Below are 21,772 nucleotides of genomic sequence, written 5' to 3'. Positions count from 1 at the left end.
AAGCCCCGGACTTTCGACCGGGGCTTTCAAGTTTCAGCAACAACGAATTACGAAGCCGAACGCACCGCGCCCTGGGACGCATCGCTCGGCTGCAGCTTGAACACATAGAACAAAACGGTCAGCAGCACCAGAAATGCCGGGCCGACATACAGCGCCACGCGAGTGTCCGGGAAGTAAGCCATCAGGCCAACCACCAGCACCAGGAACGCCAGCGCCAGATACGAGCTGACCGGGAACAGCCACATCTTGTACTTCAGGCCGGCCCGTTCAGAGGCGCTCAGGCCTTTGCGGAATTTGAGCTGTGCCAGCAGGATCATCACCCAGGTCCAGATGGCGCCGAAGGTGGCGATCGAGGTCACCCAGACGAAGACTTTTTCCGGTACCAGATAGTTGAGCAGCACGCCCAGCAGCAGCGCGAAGATCGACAGCAGTAACGCCCGACGCGGCACGCCGTTGGAGGTCTTGGCGAAGCCGGCCGGCGCCTGACCGTTCTGCGCCAGGCTGTAGAGCATGCGCCCGGTGCTGAAGATGCCACCGTTGCACGACGACAGCGCTGCGGTGATCACCACGAAGTTGATGATGCCGGCGGCGGTCTTGATGCCCAGACGCTCGAAGGTCATCACAAACGGACTGCCCTGAGTGCCGATTTCATTCCACGGGTAGATCGACAGGATCACGAACAGTGCGCCGACGTAGAACAGCAGGATCCGCCAGAACACCGAGCCGATCGCATTCGGGATGGTCTTCTGAGGGTTCTTCGCTTCACCGGCGGTCAGGCCGATCATTTCCACACCGAGGTAGGCGAACATCACCATTTGCAGGGACATCAACACGCCCGTCACGCCGTTGGGCATGAAGCCGCCGTGGGCCCACAGGTTGGAAATCCCCAGCGCCACACCGTCGTTGCCGAAACCGAAGGCAATGATGCCGATGCCGCCGAGCACCATGGCGATGATGGTGACGATCTTGATCAGGGCGAACCAGAACTCGAACTCACCGAAAGCCTTCACCGCGATCAGGTTGATCGAGCCCATGCTGACCAGCGCCGCCAGCGCCCAGATCCAGCGCGGCACATCGGGGAACCAGATGCCCATGTACACCGCCACCGCCGTGATTTCGGCAACGCAGGTCACCAGCCACAGGAACCAGTAGTTCCAGCCGGTGAGAAACCCTGCCAATGGGCCGAGATAATCCTGTGCGTAGCGGCTGAAGGAGCCGGCCACCGGGTTGTGCACGGCCATCTCGCCGAGGGCGCGCATGATCACCAGGATCGCCAGACCACCGATGATGTACGAAAGCATGATCGCCGGGCCGGCCATTTCGATGGCCTTGGCCGAACCCAGGAACAGACCGACACCGATACAGGCGCCGAGCGCCATCAGGCGAATGTGCCGTTCGCCGAGTTCGCGTTTGAGCGGGCCGCCTTGAGCGGTCTCGCCATGAGGCAGGTGATTGCCTGTTGGCATTTGGGGACATCCTCGTCTTGTTATTGGATAGACCACCGTGTGTCGAAGCGTCGACCGATAGGCCTTGGCTTCCCGACACCGCGCCTGCCTCGTGGGCAGATGCGTCCTTCAGGGCCAGACCTGGAGGATCAGCGGGGCTGGCAGTATAAAAAGCTTCCAGCAGGATATTTCACTCTAAAAGGCGCGACATTCAGCGACAACTATCGCTATCAATCGCGTTTTCGAGACAAACACTCCTGAAAACACCCGATTTTTCACTACCGAAATGGGCGCGGAGTATTGCACAGCAATGGTGCAGCGTCATGCCCCCACCCAAGTCGCATTGACCTCAGGACCGCTCTGTTCCGGCCTTTTCGGGCTTGCGATTGCCCCCCGCAAAGTGGCAGACGGATTTGCAGATTTGTTCAGGGTCGTGGCTTCACAATTTTTTCACCCGCGCCAACCACCGACTAAGCTTCAGTCAAGTCCGATCAATCTGCGTGAATGGATCAATCGACTATGGGCGCTTTGTGGCAAACCGATTCGAGTGAAAAAGTGGTTCCGACTGAACGTGTGGATGAAGCGCCTGTACCTGAGAAACCCCGTCGTAACCGGCATGGGTGGAAGGCTTTCTGGCTCCTGTTGTTGATCATTGCAATTGTGGTGGGTCTGGCCGCGATGAAGGAAATGCGCACTTCGCGTTTTCAATCCCACGAGGTCAGCCAGTACGCCGCCAGACTGACCTATGAACTGCAACCGGGTCCCAGCGAAGCCATTCGATATCCGGGCAACGGGCCGTTCGATCTGCGTCTGGGCTACAGCTCGCTGGACGAATTCCTGCCGCGATTGCTCAAGCGCAATTACGTGATCACCGAACAGACGCGCTTCTCGCCGGCCCTGCTCGGCTATACCGACAAGGGCCTGTTCGTGCCCTACTCCGAGAAAATCCAGGCCGGGCTGTCGATCACCGATTGCCGCGCGGCGCCGCTGTATCAGTACAACTACCCACAGCAGCTGTATTCGAGTTTCGAGTCGATTCCGCCGGTGGTGGTCAGCAGTCTGCTGTTCATCGAGAACCGCTTCCTGCTCGACCCCAACCAGCCGATGGCCAACCCGGCGGTGGACTGGCCGCGCTTCGGCATGGCCGCCTGGTCGCAAGTCGCAAAATTGCTGCACCTGCCAGGGCAGTCGGCGGGCGGCAGCACCTTGGCCACGCAGCTGGAAAAGTATCGCCACTCGCCTGACGGACTGACGGTGAACGGTGCCGAGAAAATCCGTCAGATGATTTCCGCCAGCGTGCGCGCCTATCAGGCGGGCCCGGATACCTTGCCGGCGCGGCGCAACATCATTCGTGACTACCTCAACAGCGTGCCGTTGTCGGCAGTGCCGGGGCACGGTGAAGTCCACGGCATGGCCGAGGGTTTGCGCGTCTGGTACGGCGCCGACTTCAACGAAGCCAACGCAAAACTGGCGAGCACCGCGACCGATCCGAAGACACTGGCGGACAAGGGCCTGGCCCTGCGCGAAATGCTCTCGCTGATGATCGCCCAGCGCCGCCCTTCCCATTACCTGACCAAGGGCCGCGAAGAGCTGGCCGACCTTACCGACAGCCATTTGCGGCTGCTCAAACAGAATGGCGTTATTGACGCAGCGCTGGCCGATGCTTCCCTGGCCAGCAAGGTCACCTACCGCGACTGGCAGACCCAACCGACCATCCAGCCGATCGAGACCAACAAAGGCATCAGCGTCGCCCGCAGCCGGCTGGCCTCGATGCTCAATCGTCCGCTGTACGACCTCGACCGCCTCGACCTGTCCGCCACCAGCACCCTGCAAGGCGAACTGCAAACCGAGGCCACCGCCTACCTGAAAAAACTCGCCGACCCGGCCTATGCCGCCGAAATCGGTCTGCTCGGCGAACGTCTGCTGACGCCCACCAGCACCACTCAGGTTCGCTACAGCTTCACCCTGTTCGAACTGACCCCGGACGGATCGCGGGTGCGGGTGCAGACCGACAGCACCGACCAGCCGTTCGATATCAACGAGGGCAGCAAACTGGAGCTGGGCTCCACGGCGAAGATGCGGGTGCTGACCACCTACCTGCAAATCATCTCCGAACTGCATGACAAGTACGGCGCCATGACCGTGCCGGAACTGAAGAAGGTCGAGGTGCCGGATCAGGATCGCCTGAGCCAGTGGGTGATCGATTACCTGATCCAGAACAAGGATCACGACCTGTCGAAGATGCTCGGCGCAGCCCTCGACCGCAAATACTCCGCCAGCCCCGGTGAGGCGTTTTTCACCGGCGGCGGCCTGCACGTGTTCCACAACTTCCGCAAGGAAGACAACGGCCGCATGCCGACCCTGCGCGATGCCCTGCGCGAGTCGATCAACCTGCCGTTCATTCGCCTGATGCGTGATCTGGTGCGCTACACCACCTACTCCGGCCCCAACAACAGCGCCGAGCTGCTCAAGGACGACCGCGACCCGCGGCGTCAGGAATACCTGGCCTCGTTCGCCGATCGCGAAGGCACCTCGTTCCTGCTCAAGTTCTGGAAGAAGTACAAGAACAAGGACACCCAGGCACGCCTGGAAACCTTCCTCGACAGCATGCGTCCGACGCCGATCCGCATGGCCGCCGTGCACCGTTACTTGCTGCCCAACGCCAGTCAGGAAGACTTCAACACCTTCGTGCGCTCGCACCTCAAGGGCGTCAAAATCACCGAAAAACTCACCGACGAGCGCATGGAGCGTCTCTATCTGGCCTACGGTCCCGGCACCTATGACCTGCCGGACCAGGGCTTCATTGCCAAGGTCCACCCGCTGGACCTGTGGCTGATCGGCTACCTGCTCAACCATCCGGACGCGACCTGGGGCCAGATCGTCAAGGCCAGCCAGTTCGAACGTCAGGAAGTCTACAGCTGGCTGTTCAAGAGCAAGCACAAGGGCGCCCGCGACAGCCGTATCCGCACCATGCTGGAGATCGAAGCGTTCCTCGACATCCATCAGCGCTGGCAGAAAGTCGGCTATCCGTTCGATCACCTGGTGCCGTCGCTGGCCACGGCCATCGGCAGCTCCGGCGACCGCCCCGCCGCGCTGGCGGAGTTGATCGGCACCATCCTCAACGACGGCGTACGCATGCCGACGCTGCGTATCGACAGCCTGCACTTTGCCGCCGGCACCCCCTACGAAACCCGCTTGGTCAACGACCCGCATGTGGGCAAACGAGTGATGCCGTCGGAAGTGGCCAAAGCGATGCGCGAGGCGTTGTCGCAAGTGGTGGACTCGGGAACGGCCAAACGTGTTTCAGGCAGTTTCAAAATGGCCGACGGCCAACCACTCATCATGGGCGGCAAGACCGGCACTGGTGACAACCGCATCGAAGCCATCGGCTCCGGCGGACGGATCCTCAGTTCCAAATCGATCAACCGCACCGCGACCTTTGTGTTCTACATCGGCGACACCCACTTCGGTACGCTCACCGCTTATGTTCCCGGGCGCTCCGCGGAGAATTTCAAGTTCACCTCGGCATTGCCGGTGCAGGTGCTCAAAGGCATGGCGCCGATCCTCAACAACTATCTGCAACCGGGCAATCACACGCAATGTCAGCCTGTGGAAGTTGCGCGCCGTTGAAGCGCGGCGCGTGACGGCTCCAATTTCATCGCAGGGTCATATTTATTTAAGTTTCGCATTCAAATTCAAGAACATAAATCAGTGCTTGAGCCCGCCTTCCGACAGGATATTTTGACTTTTATTTAAGAAGCAGAGGAATACGCTAGTCATCCTCTGCCAAACGAAATGGAATTCAGATGTCCAACTTTCAATTAGACAGCAACAGCCTCGCACCGAACTCTTTCGAGCCAAAAGGCCGACACTACGAACTCATAAAAAACAACATTCACGACACATTCAAACAAACTTCAATGCACCGGGCTCTGGCATTGAACAAAGCCTCCCTGAAAAAACATCCGTGGCACGAAAAACAGCACCAGGCGTCAACGAAAGCGGCAAATCTGGACGCCTGGCAGGCACAGAACCAGACCGACCAGGCCCTTGGCGAAATAAAAAGTCTTGAATCGTTCGCCGCACACCTGCTCAAGCGCGAATTAAAAGAAAAGTTCGACCTGACCGTTAATGTCAAGAGAACTTACTTAAGATTGTATTTCCCCAAAGACCTGCCTTGGTACGTCATCAATGTGCTCCCCGGCTTTGCCAGTCGCACCGTGTCATTGCTGGAGGCGGCGCTGCATAACTTTGCCACTCACGAAACTTTTACTGCCGATTCCGACTTCATCAGCAAACCCGATGAAAACGGGCACTTCGATGTCTTGGATATCAAGCGAAAGATGTCCATCGAACAGTTCAAGGCCTTGTCTCGGGAGCTTGATATCGGCAAACGGTATACCCGTTATCTGCGACACCACTTGTTGCCCCGAGATCCCGTTTCCAGAGCCAGGATCGAGACACAGACCACGGACAGCCAGAAAGCCACACTGATACTCGCTGCGCATCTGGCCCTGCTGACCCACGACATCGGCAGCGATGCCCATCAAGTCATCCTGGGGATGGCCGAAGGGCAGACCGGGCTGACGCTGGACGGCAAGGTCATGCAGTGTTGTGAACTCTCGATGCTGGACGCCCCATTGATCGGGATCGTGCTGTTCACTTCGGTCGAACAACAAAGTGCTGGCGAAGACAGGATGATCGCTTACGTTCCCCATGATCCCGAGCATCCGTTGAAGGAATACGCCTCGTCACTGGAGTTCGCCAGGGAACTGACCCGTCAACTGCGTGCCAACCATAGGATCTCCGAAGGCCAGGGCAATTACTGGCAGTTCTTCAGTCAGTTCATCGATCAGCAACAGCGTGGGCTTTTTTTCGCAGGTCTCGACCAGCGACTGAACGAATTCAAATGGCCGAAGGAAAAGGATCGCCTGGATCCGGGCCCGACATGGCGCCCTACGCCGGTAGAGAAACCCCAACTGGCATTTAAGGTGCGACCGATCACGCAGAATCTGTGGAAGCATCAGTACCAGCGAAAAATCGACAAAATCTTCAACGACGCACGAGACATAGCCGTCTCGACGGAAATGGCCGATCGAAGCGAGCGTTGGGCGTGGTGGGACAACTTCGAAAAGATTCTCTCGGACATTCTCAACGCGGCCTTATGGGTGATCACCCCCTTCGTCCCCGTGGTGGGTGAACTCATGCTGGCCTATACCGCCTACCAGATGATCACCGATACCGTCGAAGGCTGGATTGATCTGGCAGAAGAGCATTGGGCTGCCTTCGGCGAACAGGTGCTCGGGGTTCTGACCGATTTCATTCAGTTCGCTGCATTTGCCACCGGCAGTTTCATCGGCAATGAATTCCGCCTCAAGGTTTCGTCCTTTGTCGACAACACCAAGCCGGTCATCTCCCCCGACGGCGAAACCCGCTTGTGGCACCCCGATCTCGAACCCTACGCGCTCGACGGTTCACCACCTCCGCCCGGTTCGCGTCGTGACGCCAAGGGCCTGTATCAACATGACGGTAAAAACGTGCTGTCGCTTGATGGCAAGCACTATGAGGTCAGACAGGATTCCCACAACGCTCAGTATCGTATCCAGCATCCAGAACGCCCCCGCGCCTACGCACCGAAGGTTCGTTTCAACGATCGCGGTGCCTGGGTCCATGAAGGTGAAAATCCTGACGACTGGGCAGGTGCAAAACTGATGCAGCGCCTCGGCCCCATGGCCGAAGGTTTCAGCGACCCGCAATTGCAGGATATCCGCCAGATCAGCGGCACCGAAGAACACGCACTGCGTCAGATGTATGTCGACAACGATCCGCCTCCCTTGCTGCTGGAAGACACACTCGAACGCTCCCGGGCATCGCGCGATACCGAAACAGCCCGCGACGACATCCGCAGCGGACACCCGATGGACCCCTCCTCCTACTGGTTCGAACAACTGGTGACCGAACTGCCGGGATGGCCCGAGGATTGCGCGCTGAAGGTGATTCATAGTGCCGACGAAAGCGGCCCGGCTCACACCTACGGCAACGCCGGTGCACACCCGTCACGAACACTGACCATGAGCGTTGCGGACATCATGGCCGGCAGGCTGCCTGAGCGAGTGGCCGGTTTTCTGAATGAGGCGCAACTGGAGCGCCTGCTCGGCGCAAGGCTGCCAAAGACGCAGCAGGTACAAGCCCTGCGCAATCTGCTGGCCGACGTGGTCGACGCGCGCCGGCCGGACATTTCGCAATACACCTATCGCAATCGCACGGCCAGCGATGATCCACGGATTTTCAAGTTGCAGCGTCAATACCCGGATTTGCCGACCGCCATCGCCAGACGTCTGGTGGATCATGCCCGTCAACCTGAACTGGAAGCACTCGACAACGACCGCCGTCTGCCTCTCGACTTCAAGGCCAGCGCTCGCGAATGCGCGTTCGAAACCCGCACGACCCGTGCCTATGAAGGGTTTGGCGAGCTTGAGCGACCAACTCCGGACACCGAGCGCCTGGTCTTGAATGTTCTGCGCCTGCAAACCGACACCTACCGCGACCTGCGCATCGATATTCACGACGGCTCGTTCGATGGATCGTTGCGTTGCAGCGTCGGCCCGGCGAACGCGAGCGAGATTCGCATCCTTCTGCATGACAGGAATGCCCGCTATGAGGTTTTCGATGGCAACCGCCGTCCACTGTTCGGCTCCGCCGATCTGTATGAGTCGATCTTGCGGACGATCCCCGAGCAGGCAAGACAACACATCGGATACAGGCCGGGTCAGAGCCGGGCTTTCAAACAATGGTTGATGGCGCAAAGCGAGTCACCAAGGGGGAGCGTCGCACGCTGCTGCTTGAACCCTCGATCCGGCCAATCGTGCAAACGTCACTCGAAAACCTGTTGCGCGGCCCTGTGTTTTCCCGAATGGCCAAACCCCTCGAACAGCGGGTCAAGGAGCTTTATCCGGAACTGAGTGACCGCGAGTTAGAGACCTTTGTCCGCTCGCTACCAGTGGGTCTCGATCCTGTAGAAACGCTAAAAGGCCTTGAGGCCCAATTGAGAGGTCTGAGTGACCTTCTCGATGAATGGAAACAGTACCAGGCTGCATTTGACCCCGATGGCCCCGGCATCATCCCTTCCGGGGCAAGAACCATTGCCGATCGCATCCTGGCGTGTTTCAAACGTGAATCCATAGTGTTCAACGAGCGCAGTGTTCACTTCGAGGCCGGCTACACGCTTGACCTTTCCACCGAACTGTTGGCGACTGACCTTGAGAAATGGTGGCGAACCCTGCCGGATCTCAAACCATGGTTCGATCAGGTGACGACCCTGAGTCTTGATCGTGCGTGGTTCTCACCTGCCTCCACCGGGCTCTTGAAGCACTTCCCCAACCTGCGGCACTTCAGCGCCCGACAGTGCGGCCTGAAACTGCTGCCGGCCAGAGTTGCCGAGATGCCGAGGCTGGAAACCCTGCGGCTCAGTCGCAACCAGATTCGCCTGACACCCGAATCATGGGCGCAGCTCAGAGACCTGACACAGCTGCGAACCCTGCGCCTTTCACTCAATCAACTGGGACGTGCACCGGACATCAGCCGCATGCCCCGACTGGCTGTGCTGGACCTGGCATATGCCGGTATCGACGCCTGGCCCGAAGGGTTGTTTTCGCCTCACGCGCGCCCTCGCGGTTTCTTTCTCGACCTGAGCGGTACGACGATCAAGACCGTACCGAATGTCGAACCGGGCTCGGCCGATGCCTGGCTGGTTGCTCGTACCCGTTTGGCCATCAGTTTCCTGGAGCATGAAGCCCGAGAGAGCGTCTACCAGTACCGTGAATCGGTGGGACTGCCTCGGGAGAACCACTATTCGAGCCTTGCCTCCAAGGCTCGTGACAAATGGTCAATGAGTGACGACTCTTTGTTCTGGAGCAACGATGACCCGGGCCTGGCAACCTACCGCAACGAAGCCTGGGACAACCTGATGCACGAACCGGACTCGCAAGGCTTTTTCCAGATCATCGACAGCCTGACCCGATCCGCCGACTACCGGGCCGGTGGCACCTCGCGCCAGATTCTGACCCGGCGAGTCTGGGATCTGATCGATGCCATGGACATAGATACCGGGCTGCGCGAAAAATTGTTCAACATCGCACTGGAGCCGACGACCTGCGTCGACGCCAGTTCCGAAGTCTTCAACATCATGGGCGTCCACGCACTCGCATCTCAGGCCTATGCCTACTCGACTTCGGCCGGGGAACTTCAGGGCAAACTGGTGAAACTGGCCCGAGGCGCCGCGCGCCTGGAGCGCTTGAACGAAATTGCTCGGGCCGATGCCCTGTCCCGGCCGAGTCGGGAAGAGGAAGTCGAGATCTATCTGGCGTACCAGACACGTCTCGGCAACCGTCTCGATCTGCCCTGGCAGTCCGAGTTCATGTTGTACGAAGGCGTGGCGGGCGTAACGCGAGCCGACATCGATAACGCCTACACAACGGTGATCGAACTTGAAACCGGCGACGGTCTGGTCAACGGGATGCTTGAACAACCGTTCTGGGAACGCTATCTGCGTGAGCATCAGGCCGAGGCTTACAAGATCAACGACGCGTCCTATGAGCGACAACTGGCACGGCTTGAACAACGACATTCACCGAACGCAACCGTGCCAATCAGCGATGAAGACTACGTCCGCGAACTCTCCGAACTGGCTTATCGAAGACAGGGTCTTGGCCGCACGTTGACGACGACGGCGATGCGCCAACATGGCCTGTTGCCGACACCGTCCTGAGGACATCGTCCTGATCAGACTTCCGAGTCGAAGATCACGGTGACATTGCCGGCAAACTGTTTCGCCTGGCCGGGTTGCAACATGTGCTCCATGTAGTAGCCCGGCACTTCGAAGTGCAGAACGCCAGGAGCGCGATCCACGAATTCCCCCGGTTGAAACAGCGTATCGGTCGGACGCTCGGTGAGGCGCTTGTGCGTTACCGGCTGGCCGGCACTGTCGGTAATGCCATGGGGCAGACTGACACTCAGATAGACCTGGGGAAACGTGTTGCCCGATTCGGAGTCGCGCAAGGCGCAGGCTCCGATACCGCCGTGCTGACATTCGAAGGACATCCGGAATCGTGATGAAGTGGACAGGCTGAACGTCTGGTCCCGGAACAGTCGCACGGGTCGCCGACCTTCCTGCAACCAGGCTTGCCAACCGCCCTGCGGTATCAGTTCGATCCTGTTGCCTCCCGGCGGCAAGTCGACCTTGAGCATGTGCTGCACGTCCAGCACGAATCTGAAGGTGATGGTTGAATTGCCAGGCAACAGGTTGTCCCCCGCATCGATGTCCTGACCCGGGCCTGCGCCGTAGGTGAGTTCGCCGGTATAGATACCGGCCGACATCGCCAACGGGTTGGGCGTACGCAATTCATAGCCTATATCCAGATAGTCGTAGGACATCCACGGAATCCGGAACGCCGTCTCCTTGCTGCAGACTGCTTCCGCTGGCCCACGCCAGAACGATCGATAGAAGTTCGGCCCATGCGTGGTCATCGCCCCGGCGTCACAAGGCCTTGAGGGAAACCACCAGCCTTTGCCGCCCCACAACTCGTTGTGCGCCTGCTGGTCAGTGGCGGCGCCCGTCAGATTCACCGCCGTATCGCTCAAGACGTACTGCGTCCCCACCCCGCCGATTCTCATTTCAACCGTGGCGACTTCGCCGTTCACAACATTCCTCACCGTCAGGCTGCGCCATTGATTCGGAATCTTGAACATCGCACCGTTGCGTACCGCCGCTCCCGGCTCGATCGAGCGAACGGAGGCGAAGCGCAATGGCAAGCGGACACCCGACAGGTTGTACGCCTTGCAGTCGGCCACATAGATGCCGCAATAGCCGCTTTGCGGGGTCTGATCGATGAACTTGTTGTTCTGGGGGCCCGCAGGATCGGGAACGAAACTGGCGCGCACTTCCTGGGTTAACGCTTGCGCGGAAGAGGAAAGCATTGCGACCAGCCCACACATCAAACTGTTTCCAACGAACTTCCTGTTTTTTCCGAAGCTGAACTTCATGCAACGTCCTTGCATTGAGATGCGATGGTGGGTGATTTAATGTGCTCCTCTAGCCCCTGGGAGCCGCCGCGTTGAACATGAGATTGACCGTGCCGTAATAGTCGCCGGGCTGGTAGCCGTCGAATTGTTTCACCGGCTGGATTTCCAGTAAGACCCGCGCCCCAGCCTGTGCTTCCTCGGCCGATACCACCTGCTGTGGAACGGGATCGTGGCTCAGTTCCTTGCCGTTGAAAAACACGCGCAGAATGATGTGCTGCTGCGAGTCTCTGGCATTGGTCAGGTAGGGAAAGCTTTCCAGGCGTGCCTCGATGGCACTGCTGTCATGCCTGACATCGAAGTGTTTGCGCAGGCTACTCAGCGCGGAAGCATTCACGTCCCAGTGCAGCGTCTGTTCGCGATGTATCCAGTCCGGCTCACTGGGTATGACGTAGAACTGAAGCGTCGGAATGTGTACCGATACATAGAACTCCAGCTCCTCCCGTGCCGCGAACGCCCAGGCGCTGACCAGCGCCAACCCTGCAGCCGAGGTCAGGGCCATCCATTGTTTGATCATTGTCCGTTCCCTGTGAGGTTCAACCGGCGGTACTCAGGTTCTTTTTGCTGTCGCCCTCAACCAGGATGAAGCGGTACTCGCGCCCGGTCTTCTTTTCGAACTCGAAGGTCTTGCCGGCCATGATGTGATGCTTGGTGGTCGGTTCGCATTCGGACTCACTGGTTTTCGAGCAACTCTTGAATTCGTCGATCACCACCACGGTGTTGCCGTTGTTGCGCACCCGGTAACGACCTGCGCTGTCGTCGATCACGCTGTCGAAACGCGCATCCCTGGGCCGCACGAAAAAAATCGTGCCGAACCCGGCCATGACGTTGACCCCCGCCTTCAAAGTCTTCTTGTAGTCCTCGCGCTCTTCACTGGACACCGCGAACTCGTCTTCCTTTTCCGGCACGACCGGGACAAAGCGCACACGAAAATAGCGCTCCTTGTCGCGCTCGCCCATGAACAGCAAACGGGTGCCCTGCATGCCCTGGGCCGGAATGATCAAGCGCGCGGGACTGGCCATCAGCCCGTCCCGGGCCGAGGCATCGGTTTGCGACTGGACCGGCACTTCGGTGGATGTGCCATCAGCGTTGTAGAGGATTTCCAGCACATTGATCTTGACGAAAGCGGTGCTGTCACCGCTGTTGTAAACCCGTTTCAAGTAGGTACTTTTGTCGCCGGCCAGGTAGTCGTAGACCACACCGATATTGATATTCGGCCCGGCCTGGGCGACTTGGCAGAACAGACACATGCCTATCAGAACCATCAACTGTTTCATGCTTGAACCTCTCACTGAAAACCAACGACCCGGCGCAATCAGATTTCCGAGTCAAAAATGACCACCACCGTTTGCGAATATTTGTTGCCCCGATCCAGGGTCAACATGTTCTTGATGGCATCCTTGTCCACATCGAAATGCAGCGTTCCCTGTTGGCGATCCACGTACATGCCGGGCTGGAAAATCACGGCATTGCTTTCAAGGGGCCGCAACCGTTGCCGTTTCACCGGCCTGCCGCTGGTGTCGCTCAACCCGGCTGGCAGGCTGACGCTGATCAACAGTCGGGCAGTGGTGGTATTGCCTTCATTGAACAGAAAACAATCGGTGACCGTACCGCCACCGCACTCCAGGAACATCTTGAAGCGAGAGCTGGCCGTTATGTGAAAGGTCTGATCGCGAAACAGCCGCTCGGGAATGCGCCGGGTGTTCAACCAGGGTTGCCAGCCGCCTTCGGGCTCAAGGGCAATCCGGTTGCCACCCGGCGGCAGGTCGACTTTCAGGGTGTGTTGCACGTCGAGGACGAAATCCAGGGTCAGGCTGTAATCGTCCACCACCAGCGAAGTGCCCATGCTGAAGTCACCGCCATGGCCGATGCTGTAGGTCAACGATCCGGTGTACAGCCCCGACGACATCTCCAGCGGGTCGGGGGTTCGCAGTTCATAGGCGATATCCAGGTATTCGAACTGAATGCCCGGAATCGTGAACGCGGCAAATTTCATGCACTCCGCTTCCTGCGGCGTCTTCCAGAAGAACTGGTAAGTGGTGGGCGTCAAGTATCCGACACCGCTGTACAGACACGGAGCGGGCGCATAAACCCACGAGTTGTTGGTCCACAACTTACGGTGCCCCTCAAGGGGATTGCTTTCGCCAGTCAGATCCATGACCGACCGACTCAAACTATATGTTGAGCCCAGACCGGTGATCCGTACCTCGACGGTTTTCGTCTCCTGGGTTTGTGGATTAGTCACCGTCAGGCGTCGCCAGTTGGCCGGCGCCTTTACCCGAATGCTGCTGAACTGCAAAATGGGGGTCACTGAACTGAAGCGAATCGGAACCTGGATGCTGAACATATTGTTGGCGGAGCACTGATCCGGATGGCTGGCGCAATAACCACTGTTCGGTGTCTTGTTGATGAACGTGTTTTTCCACGGCATCGACGGATCCGGCTGAAACAACGCCCGGATCTCCTGATTCGCCGCTTGCGCCGCTGACATGCCAAGCACTGCCAGCAGGCCCAGCCAACACGGTATTTTCTTCATCGCTCAACCTGCCTTCTGATCAGTGAATGTCGCATCGGCGAGGGTGTCCGGACTGCACCGCAAATCCCCGATCATCAACACGTTGTTCTCCACCCGCCCCTGCTGCGGATCGAGGCGGAACTGGCACAGCAACTGATCGGCAAAACGCACTTCCAGGGTCGGCGAGCCGGCGTTCATTTCCATTGAGAAGAACCCGTCGACTTCACTGACCCCACGGCTGGCGTGGTTGATGACGTGATGCCCCTTGAGCGGTCGTCCTTGCGGGTCGAGCAGGCGCCCCAGCACGGTGAAGGTTTTCATCACTCGCACCTTGCGATAGTCCACGCCGCCCTTGTTCAGGTGATAACGGGTGCGCGCAGGCTCGATGGAGGCTGCTGGTACGTCGTTGCCGACGAAGTCGAAACTCACCGAGCTGTTCTTGTAAGCCGTGATCGGAATGAAGTTGCGCCCCGGCCGCAGCGCCGCGCTGCCGCCGCTCAAATCATCCGCGCGCAGGGCGATGCCATCGATGTCGGATTCGACATCCACAATCATCCCCGCGCCTCGGCCCTGGGGCTGGCTGGTCATGACGATGGCCTGCCCACCGATGGCCACGGTGCTGTCCAGGTTCAAGCCGCCGGTGTAGTTGCCGTTGTAGGACGAACGCTGGACGAAACCATCGCCATTGATGGCGTCGGTGCTGAAGTTGGCCTGACCGTTCAAGCCGATCCCGTAGGTGTCGCTGAGGACCGTCGCCATCACGCTTTGCAGCACGTGGTTGTCGAAGTTCTTGCGATAACCGAGCGAGCCATTGTTGTCCCGGCTGCCGTCACGGGCGGTGCGTGAGCCAATACTGCCGGAGATCTGCTGGCCGGGGCCGCCCAGTGCCACGTTGAGGCTCAGGTCCACGCCCCGGTTACGCGCATCGCCGCTGCTATAGCTGCCGGGGCGATCGAACAGCGACAATCGCCAGTTGGAGTCGCTGCCAAATACCGTGGTGCGCTGGGTCCAGCCCAGATCGACACCGACACCCTCGACGTTGCCTTCACTGTGGGAGACCCGGGCATTGAGCGAGCTGTTGCGGCTGACCCGATGATTGAGCGCCAGCGAGGAGTTGCTGGTCTGCCCGGTGAAAACATTGCGCTGACGGATGCGGGTGCCGTCCGGCAAGGTGTCGTAAATATCAGTGGTGTCGAGCCAGCTGCGATTGTGGCTGACCACCAGGCTACCGGCCCCATAGTTGTAAAGGCCTTGCAGATCCAGGCCGGTGCCGTGGTCTTCGGTCTTGTAGACATTGGCGAACATGCTCACGCTGTTGGCCAGGGTCCAGTCGATGGAGGTGCCGTACTGCAACTTCTCGCGAACCTGACGCGCCGATAGTCCGAGAATCACCCGCGGATGCAACAGATAGTTGAGTGAAGCGCCGGCCGTGGCATCGCCGCTGGCCTGTCGGTCCCAGTTGCTGAGCAGTTTGGTTTCCTGGCCGGCGAAAACGTTATAGCGCCAGCGCTCATCGGTGTTGCGCCAGTTGTTTGGCTTGTAGACCAGTTCCTGCGTGGTCGAGGTAATCTGGCCGTCCTCGATCAGCCGCACTTCCACCTCATAGATGCCGCCGGGCAACGGTCGAGTGTCGAGGGTGTGCAGGCCGGCGGGTACTGATTGCGTATTGATCAGCAGACCATCACGCAGGATTTCCACCGAGGCCTGACGGTTGGCGGTGACATAGATCGGATAAACGCTGGGGTTCTGCAGATCGACAGCCAGGCTGTCGGAGCTGCCATACATCAAACCCACTGTGGTATCCGGGCTGTTGCCGAATGATCGGGGCTGGCGAGTCAAACCTTCAGAGGTCGGTGTGAAATAGCCCATTCGCAGAAAACTGCCTTGCAGTTCGCGTTGGGTGTGCAGCTCATACACGGCGTGATAGAGCTGGTCGTCCGGCCCGCCAAGGCGAGCCAATTGCATATTGAAGGTCTGCGTCCAGTTGCCCAGGCTGCCATTGGCTTCAAGACCGAAACGCCCGCCCAGATCCTGATCCTGACCGCCATTGAGGTTGAGCTGATTGCGCACGATCAGACCGGTGCTGCCGTCTTGCGGCTGCTCGTAGTAGCGCGGGGTTTCGCTATCGCGCTCGGCATTCTCGGTGACGATCGACACCAGCGAGTTTTCCAGGTTGTAGTGCACCGCCAGCATCTGTTCGGGACACTGACTACTGCATCCGCCCAGCGCCACGCCGGGCTTGAGATAGCTGGCCCATTTTTCTCGCTCGGCGGCGCCAAAGCGGTTTTCGCTGGTGTCGGTAAATTCAAGCAGGGTAATGCGGTCATCGCGGCTCAGCACGATCATCGCTTCGCCCAGAGGTTGCTGGTCGAGCTCCACCCGAACAGCCAGAGGAACATCGAAGAAGTGTTCTTCGAAGTCTTTCGGCAGGCCTTTGGCTTGTGCCAGCAAGCTGCGCGGTGTCGTACCGGCAGGTTCGGAAGCCGCCACTGCACCGGCACAAAACAGCAACGCAAGCGCAGTCGCGATGGGTGTCATCGGGAACATGAGTCGGACTCTGATTTCGAACGGAAAAAGACCGACCGACCGACAAATGTGTCAGCCAGCCGGCTTTTGTTACTTCATGGGTTAGAGCGTGCTGCCGCTGACCGGCGGAACCGCGTCGAACATCATGGTGACTGCACCGGTGTAATCGCCAGGCGTGAAGTCGGTGCCAGTGGCAGTAATGCGCAACGGTGCGCGATAGTTCACATCGGACTCGGATTCGCCGACGACCATTTGCGGGGTCTGGGTCAACACCTTGCCGTTGAATTCGACTTTGAGGTCGATGATGCTCGAACCACCGACCAGTTTCGGAACGCCTTCCAGCGAGCCGTGAACCGAACCATTGTTGTTGCGGACATCGAAGTAACCTTCCACCGGTTTCATGGCGCCAGTGATCGGGCTGAAACTCATGTCCTGATCCTTGTTGACCAGATCAGAATCCGTCGGCACCACATAAAAACCGTTGGTCGGTACATGCGCCACCAGGCTGATGGAGTGTCGTGCTTCACCCGCGGCGAAGACTACGGAGGAGCTCAGAGCCAGAACAGCCAGCGGGGCAGCGAAAGCGATTTTCTTGAACATCGGTCAGTACCTGTTTTCTTTTTAAGGAATCGAAACGTTGAAGTTCATGCCACACCGGTCGATAAAGCCCGAGAGCATGGAAGTTCAACGCCGGGGCATGATCGGCGCTTCATTCAAGAATGTAAGCAGGCAACTTCCCACAAAGTCGTAGTTCAACAACCTCGCAACATGAAAGAAAAAACATCAAAAAATCAAGATATATAAAAATAACTGTAAGCCCTACCCTACCCACAGTTATAGAGAAAAAACATTACAGCAACTTCAGCAACGCCCAACTGAACTTCTCTTGTTTTTTAGAATATAAACTCAACTATTAATAGAGTGTTAGCTTTAACTTTCTGGTTATTCTTGTCTGCATGAATAAATACCCATGTTCATCCGGCAGCGCTCCATCTGCACCCGCTGACCACTCGTCAGCTGCCATTTCCTCTCAGGCAAAAAGCCCTTGCTCAGTCGTAAAGATATATCTTAAGTTGTATCTAAACACGACGAGAGAAGACTGAGATGAGAGACCATCATTCCCCCCACCGCGACCACGGCGACAGCCGGGACGGCTTCGAAAAACGCCACGGCCGCGAACGCGGCGGGCGCGGCCCACGGGTATTCGCCCCGGGTGACCTGAAATTGCTGTTGCTGGCGCTGATCGCCGAACAACCGTGCCACGGCTACGACCTGATCCGCCAGATCGAAACCATGTTCGACGGCGCCTACAGCCCTAGCCCCGGCGTGATCTACCCGACCCTGACGTTTCTCGAAGAAAGCGAAATGATCAGCGGCGATGCGGAGGGCGGCAAAAAGCGCTACGCGGTCACCGATGCGGGTCGCCAATCCCTCAGCGAACAAGCGGTAGCGCTGGACGGCGTGCGCATGCGCATCGACGTCAGCAAGCGCTCGTTGCGCGGCCACGACCGGCCGCCGGAAATCCATGAAGCGGTGCATAACCTGCGCCACGCCCTGCAAATGCACCACGGGCGCTGGAGCCCGGAAGAAATCCTGCGGGTGCGCGACCTGCTCAACGACACCGCCAAAGCCATCGTCGACGGCCCCGCCGTTCAATCTGCCCCGGAGAAAGCCGAATGACTGAAGTCCAGACCCAAGGCATCCACCGCGTGATGCATGAAATCAAACGCCGTCGCCTGGAGGTCCTGCGCGTGGTCGACCTGACGCCACGCATGCGTCGCATCACCCTCGGCGGGCCGGAACTGGCCGGGTTCATCAGCCTGGGCACCGACGATCACGTCAAACTGTTGTTCCCGCAGAACGCCGAACAGGCTGCGGCGCTGGAAACCCTGGTGCTAGGCGCCGGCAAGAGCGACGTGCCGATGCCGGAGATGCGCGACTACACCCCGCGTCGTTATGACCTCGACAAGCTTGAGCTAGAGATCGACTTCGTCCTCCACGGCGACGGCCCTGCCTCGACCTGGGCCGAACAGGTCAAGCCGGGGCAGTTCCTGCACATCGGTGGCCCGCGTGGCTCGATGATCGTGCCGGACATCTTCGACAGCTACCTGCTGATCGGCGACGAAACCGCCCTGCCCGCCATCGCCCGCCGCCTCGAAGGCCTGGCGGCCAATCGCAAGGCACTGGTGGTGATCGAAGTGGAAAACGGCAAGGAACAGCAAGCGCTCGAAAGCGCGGCGCAGGTCAATGTGATCTGGGTATTGCGTGAAGGCGGCAAAGATAATCTGCTGGCCACCATCAAGCAGCTTCAGGTGCCCAAGGGCAATCTGTATGCGTGGGTGGCGACCGAAACGAAAGTCTCGCGGCAGATTCGTCGGGTGCTGCTCGATGAGCACGGGCTGGACGAGCAGTTCGTCAAAGCCGTCGGCTACTGGCGCGCCGAAGGCTCCGAAGAAGAGTGAAACGAGGGGCGGCGCGGTTAAAGGCGCCGCCCTTGCCAGCGATCAATCCCGATCACCAGTAACGCCATCAGCACAAACCCCACCAGAATCCCCCCGGCATTGACGAACACCTGTGGATACCCCAGCAGCGCCACGTCAATGAACGGATAGGCGTAAGCCCCCAGCAGATGCCCGCGCAGCAGCGCATAGGCAAAGTACACCAGCGGATAGATCAGCCACAGCGGCAGGTGCTTCAGACGCAAGGAGCCCTTCGGCACGCACACCCACCAATACGCCAGGAACAGCAAAGGCATCACATCGTGGAGCAATTCGTCAGCGATAAACTGCCAGCCCTGTGGATGCCACAGATGTCGCAGCAAAATACTGTAAGCCAGGCCGACTACGGCAATACTGACGGCAATGCCACTGCTGACCCAGGGTTGCAGAAACCAGCGCCGGGCAGCGGATTCGCGACCCGTGACCGCGCAGGTCAGCACCACTGCCACCAAGGTGTTGGTGATCACGGTGAAGTAACTGAAAAAACTCACCAGCCCGCCCAACAGACTGGCGTCGACACTCAGGCGCGCGAAGAAAATCAGATACAGCTGAATCCCCAGCCCGGCCCAGCCCAGCACCGCAGCCGAAGTGATCAGGCGTCGCCGCCGCACGGCGTTCATCTCAGAGCGGGCGCTTGGTGCGCATCAGCTTCACGTACAGGCGTTCGACTTTCTCGCGAGCCCATGGCGTCTTGCGCAAAAAGGTCAGGCTCGACTTGATGGTCGGATCGCTCTTGAAGCAACGAATGTCGATGCGCTCGGCCAGGCCCGACCATTCGTAATGGGTCACCAGTGCATTGAGGATCTGTTCGAGGGTTACGCCGTGCAGCGGATCGGGGTTGTGGTCGTTCATGCCGGGCCTTTGGGCGAAGTGAAAATGCAGAAGCCGCGCACCTTAGCCGAGGGGCTGAGCCGGTGGAAGGCCTTCCTTCAAATGTAGGTGAACCGCGCAAGATCGCAGGCTCCGTCGACACCGGCAATGTGATCGATTGACGCACTGTTACCGAATCCGAAAGGGTTCATGTCTGCAAAAGCACTTTGTGTTTTTGTAACAGGACATTATCCTGCCGCCCTTCTGCTGAATCGCTTCACTGCCTGCGTCAAATCGTAGCGGCCAGCTTATCCCCCAAAAAGATCAAGAAAGACCCTATTCATGCCCGATTTTCCGTTCTCCCGAGACAGCGCTATCTCAACCCTGCGCCTGATCGGTGGCTGCACCGCCCTTGGCCTCGCCACCTGCACCCAGGCCGCCCCGGCCTTCGACAGTGAATCACCGTATATGCTCGGTGACTGGAACGGCACCCGCAGCGAACTCTCGGCAAAAGGTATCGACTTCAAGCTCGACTACACCGGTGAAATGGGCAGCAACCTGCACGGCGGCTACGACCACGACCGCACTGCACGCTACAGCGATCAATGGGGCCTCGGCACCCATCTGGACCTGCAAAAACTGCTGGGCTGGAACGACGCCGAATTCCAGTTGACCGTGACCAAGCGCAGCGGCAACAACATCAGCAACGACCGCATCAATGACCCGCGCGTCGGTGGGTTCACTTCCGCTCAGGAAGTCTGGGGCCGTGGCCAGACCACCCGCCTGACGCAGATGTGGTACCAGCAGAAATTCTTCGACCAGAAGCTCGACATCAAGGTCGGCCGCTTCGGTGAAGGCGAAGACTTCAACAGCTTCCCGTGCGACTTCCAGAACCTGGCGTTCTGTGGCTCGCAGGTCGGCAACTGGGTCGGCGGCATCTGGTACAACTGGCCGGTCAGCCAATGGGCGCTGCGCGTGAAATATCACCTGACCCCGGAGCTGTACGCGCAGGTCGGCGCCTATGAGCAGAACCCGTCGAACCTCGATCGCGGCAACGGTTTCAAACTCAGCGGCAGCGGCACCCAGGGCGCGATCCTGCCGATCGAACTGGTGTGGACGCCGAAGCTCAACGGCCTGCCGGGCGAGTACCGCGCCGGTTACTACTACAGCAACGCCAAGGCCACCGACGCCTATAAAGACAGCAACGGCCAGCCGGCAGCCCTGAGCGGCGAAGCCTATCGCAGCGCTTCGAGCAAGCACGGCGTGTGGCTCGGCGTGCAGCAGCAGATCACCAGCGTCGCCAGCGACAACTCCCGCGGCTTGAGCGTGTTTGCCAACGGCACGATGCACGACAAGAAGACCAACGCCGTCGACAACTACGTTCAGGCCGGCGTGGTCTACAAAGGCCTGTTCGACGCCCGCGCCAAGGACGACATCGGTTTCGCCCTGGCCCGCGTCCACGTCAACCCGGCCTACCGCAAGAACGCCGAAGCGACCAACCAGGCCCGCGCCGTCTACGACTATGACGATCCGTCCTTCCTGCCGCCGCAGGACACCGAATACAGCGCCGAACTCTATTACGGCGTGCACGTCACTAACTGGCTGACCGTGCGCCCGAACCTGCAATACATCCGCCATCCGGGTGGCGTGGACAAGGTCGATGACGCGCTGATTGGCGGGATCAAGATCCAGTCGTCGTTCTAAAGAACGACAAAGAAACCTGTGGGAGCTGGCTTGCCAGCGATAGCGGTGGGTCAGACAGCAGATATGCCGGCAGATAGATCGCCATCGCTGGCAAGTCGAATCGTCGCACCGCAGCTCCCACAGGGATTGAGAAAATTCGATAGCTACACAAGTTTTTATCTGAACCATGCCCGCGCCCAATCGTCATCTAAAGTGAC

Annotated in this window: 15 protein-coding genes; 6 read left to right on the top strand and 9 right to left on the bottom strand. The window is 59.1% G+C overall.

The features are described from left to right. Positions 1-47 precede the first annotated feature (47 nt). Entirely contained in the window at positions 48-1,466 is a 1,419-nt protein-coding gene (locus JJN09_RS13360; RefSeq protein WP_249490542.1) for an amino acid permease, read from the bottom strand. Between the two features lie 498 nt (positions 1,467-1,964). On the opposite strand from JJN09_RS13360, the gene JJN09_RS13355 reads away from it, so the two are divergent. The 3 genes from JJN09_RS13355 (at position 1,965) to JJN09_RS13345 (ending at position 10,212) form a co-directional block, all read left to right on the top strand. After that, on the top strand, positions 1,965-5,075 hold the full coding sequence (locus JJN09_RS13355; protein WP_249490541.1) for a transglycosylase domain-containing protein: 3,111 nt from the start codon (positions 1,965-1,967) through the stop codon (positions 5,073-5,075). Positions 5,076-5,251: 176 nt separating this feature from the next. Further along, entirely contained in the window at positions 5,252-8,407 is a 3,156-nt protein-coding gene (locus JJN09_RS13350) for a DUF6543 domain-containing protein (RefSeq protein WP_249490540.1), read from the top strand. Then, on the top strand, positions 8,359-10,212 hold the full coding sequence (locus tag JJN09_RS13345) for an NEL-type E3 ubiquitin ligase domain-containing protein (protein WP_249490539.1): 1,854 nt from the start codon (positions 8,359-8,361) through the stop codon (positions 10,210-10,212). The genes JJN09_RS13350 and JJN09_RS13345 overlap by 49 nt, the downstream gene beginning before the upstream one ends. Before the next feature lie 14 nt (positions 10,213-10,226). On the opposite strand, the gene JJN09_RS13340 is transcribed toward JJN09_RS13345, so the two are convergent. From JJN09_RS13340 to JJN09_RS13315, 6 genes are all read right to left on the bottom strand, one after another. Next, a complete protein-coding gene (locus tag JJN09_RS13340) occupies positions 10,227-11,420 on the bottom strand; it encodes a hypothetical protein (RefSeq protein WP_249490538.1) in 1,194 nt (397 codons plus the stop codon). Positions 11,421-11,535: 115 nt separating this feature from the next. Beyond that, positions 11,536-12,039, bottom strand: a complete 504-nt coding sequence (locus JJN09_RS13335; protein ID WP_249490537.1) for a CS1 type fimbrial major subunit — start codon at positions 12,037-12,039, stop codon at positions 11,536-11,538. A 19-nt stretch (positions 12,040-12,058) separates the two neighbouring features. Then, the gene (locus JJN09_RS13330) at positions 12,059-12,799 is read right to left on the bottom strand and encodes a molecular chaperone (protein WP_249490536.1); all 741 of its coding nucleotides are present in this window, start codon (positions 12,797-12,799) and stop codon (positions 12,059-12,061) included. Between the two features lie 38 nt (positions 12,800-12,837). Continuing rightward, positions 12,838-14,058, bottom strand: a complete 1,221-nt coding sequence (locus JJN09_RS13325; RefSeq protein WP_249490535.1) for a hypothetical protein — start codon at positions 14,056-14,058, stop codon at positions 12,838-12,840. Between the two features lie 3 nt (positions 14,059-14,061). Then, positions 14,062-16,584, bottom strand: coding sequence for a CS1-pili formation C-terminal domain-containing protein (locus tag JJN09_RS13320; RefSeq protein WP_249490534.1), 2,523 nt, complete (start codon positions 16,582-16,584; stop codon positions 14,062-14,064). Positions 16,585-16,665: 81 nt separating this feature from the next. Continuing rightward, positions 16,666-17,163 carry a CS1 type fimbrial major subunit gene (locus JJN09_RS13315; protein ID WP_249490533.1) on the bottom strand — a complete coding sequence of 166 codons (498 nt, stop codon included), beginning with the start codon at positions 17,161-17,163 and terminating at the stop codon, positions 16,666-16,668. Positions 17,164-17,667: 504 nt separating this feature from the next. Between JJN09_RS13315 and JJN09_RS13310 the strand changes: the two genes are divergently transcribed. Then, positions 17,668-18,243, top strand: coding sequence for a PadR family transcriptional regulator (locus tag JJN09_RS13310; RefSeq protein WP_249490532.1), 576 nt, complete (start codon positions 17,668-17,670; stop codon positions 18,241-18,243). Continuing rightward, the gene (locus JJN09_RS13305) at positions 18,240-19,025 is read left to right on the top strand and encodes a siderophore-interacting protein (protein WP_249490531.1); all 786 of its coding nucleotides are present in this window, start codon (positions 18,240-18,242) and stop codon (positions 19,023-19,025) included. Before JJN09_RS13310 ends, JJN09_RS13305 begins: the two co-directional genes overlap by 4 nt. Before the next feature lie 17 nt (positions 19,026-19,042). On the opposite strand, the gene JJN09_RS13300 is transcribed toward JJN09_RS13305, so the two are convergent. Together JJN09_RS13300 and JJN09_RS13295 are read right to left on the bottom strand one after the other, a co-directional pair. Continuing rightward, the gene (locus JJN09_RS13300; RefSeq protein WP_249490530.1) at positions 19,043-19,681 is read right to left on the bottom strand and encodes a Pr6Pr family membrane protein; all 639 of its coding nucleotides are present in this window, start codon (positions 19,679-19,681) and stop codon (positions 19,043-19,045) included. A gap of 1 nt (position 19,682) precedes the next feature. Then, positions 19,683-19,913 (bottom strand): VF530 family DNA-binding protein, encoded by a 231-nt coding sequence (locus JJN09_RS13295; protein WP_007956650.1) that lies wholly within the window; start codon positions 19,911-19,913, stop codon positions 19,683-19,685. Positions 19,914-20,213: 300 nt separating this feature from the next. Here JJN09_RS13295 and JJN09_RS13290 point away from each other — a divergent pair, with 300 nt between their 5' ends. Continuing rightward, positions 20,214-21,575, top strand: coding sequence for a carbohydrate porin (locus tag JJN09_RS13290; protein ID WP_249490529.1), 1,362 nt, complete (start codon positions 20,214-20,216; stop codon positions 21,573-21,575). Positions 21,576-21,772 lie beyond the last annotated feature (197 nt).

The sequence above is a fragment of the Pseudomonas sp. HS6 genome, assembly GCF_023375815.1.
Classification (GTDB): domain Bacteria; phylum Pseudomonadota; class Gammaproteobacteria; order Pseudomonadales; family Pseudomonadaceae; genus Aquipseudomonas.
The sequence above is the reverse complement of the archived record's forward strand: the minus strand, read 5'-3'. Positions and strand labels throughout refer to the sequence as shown.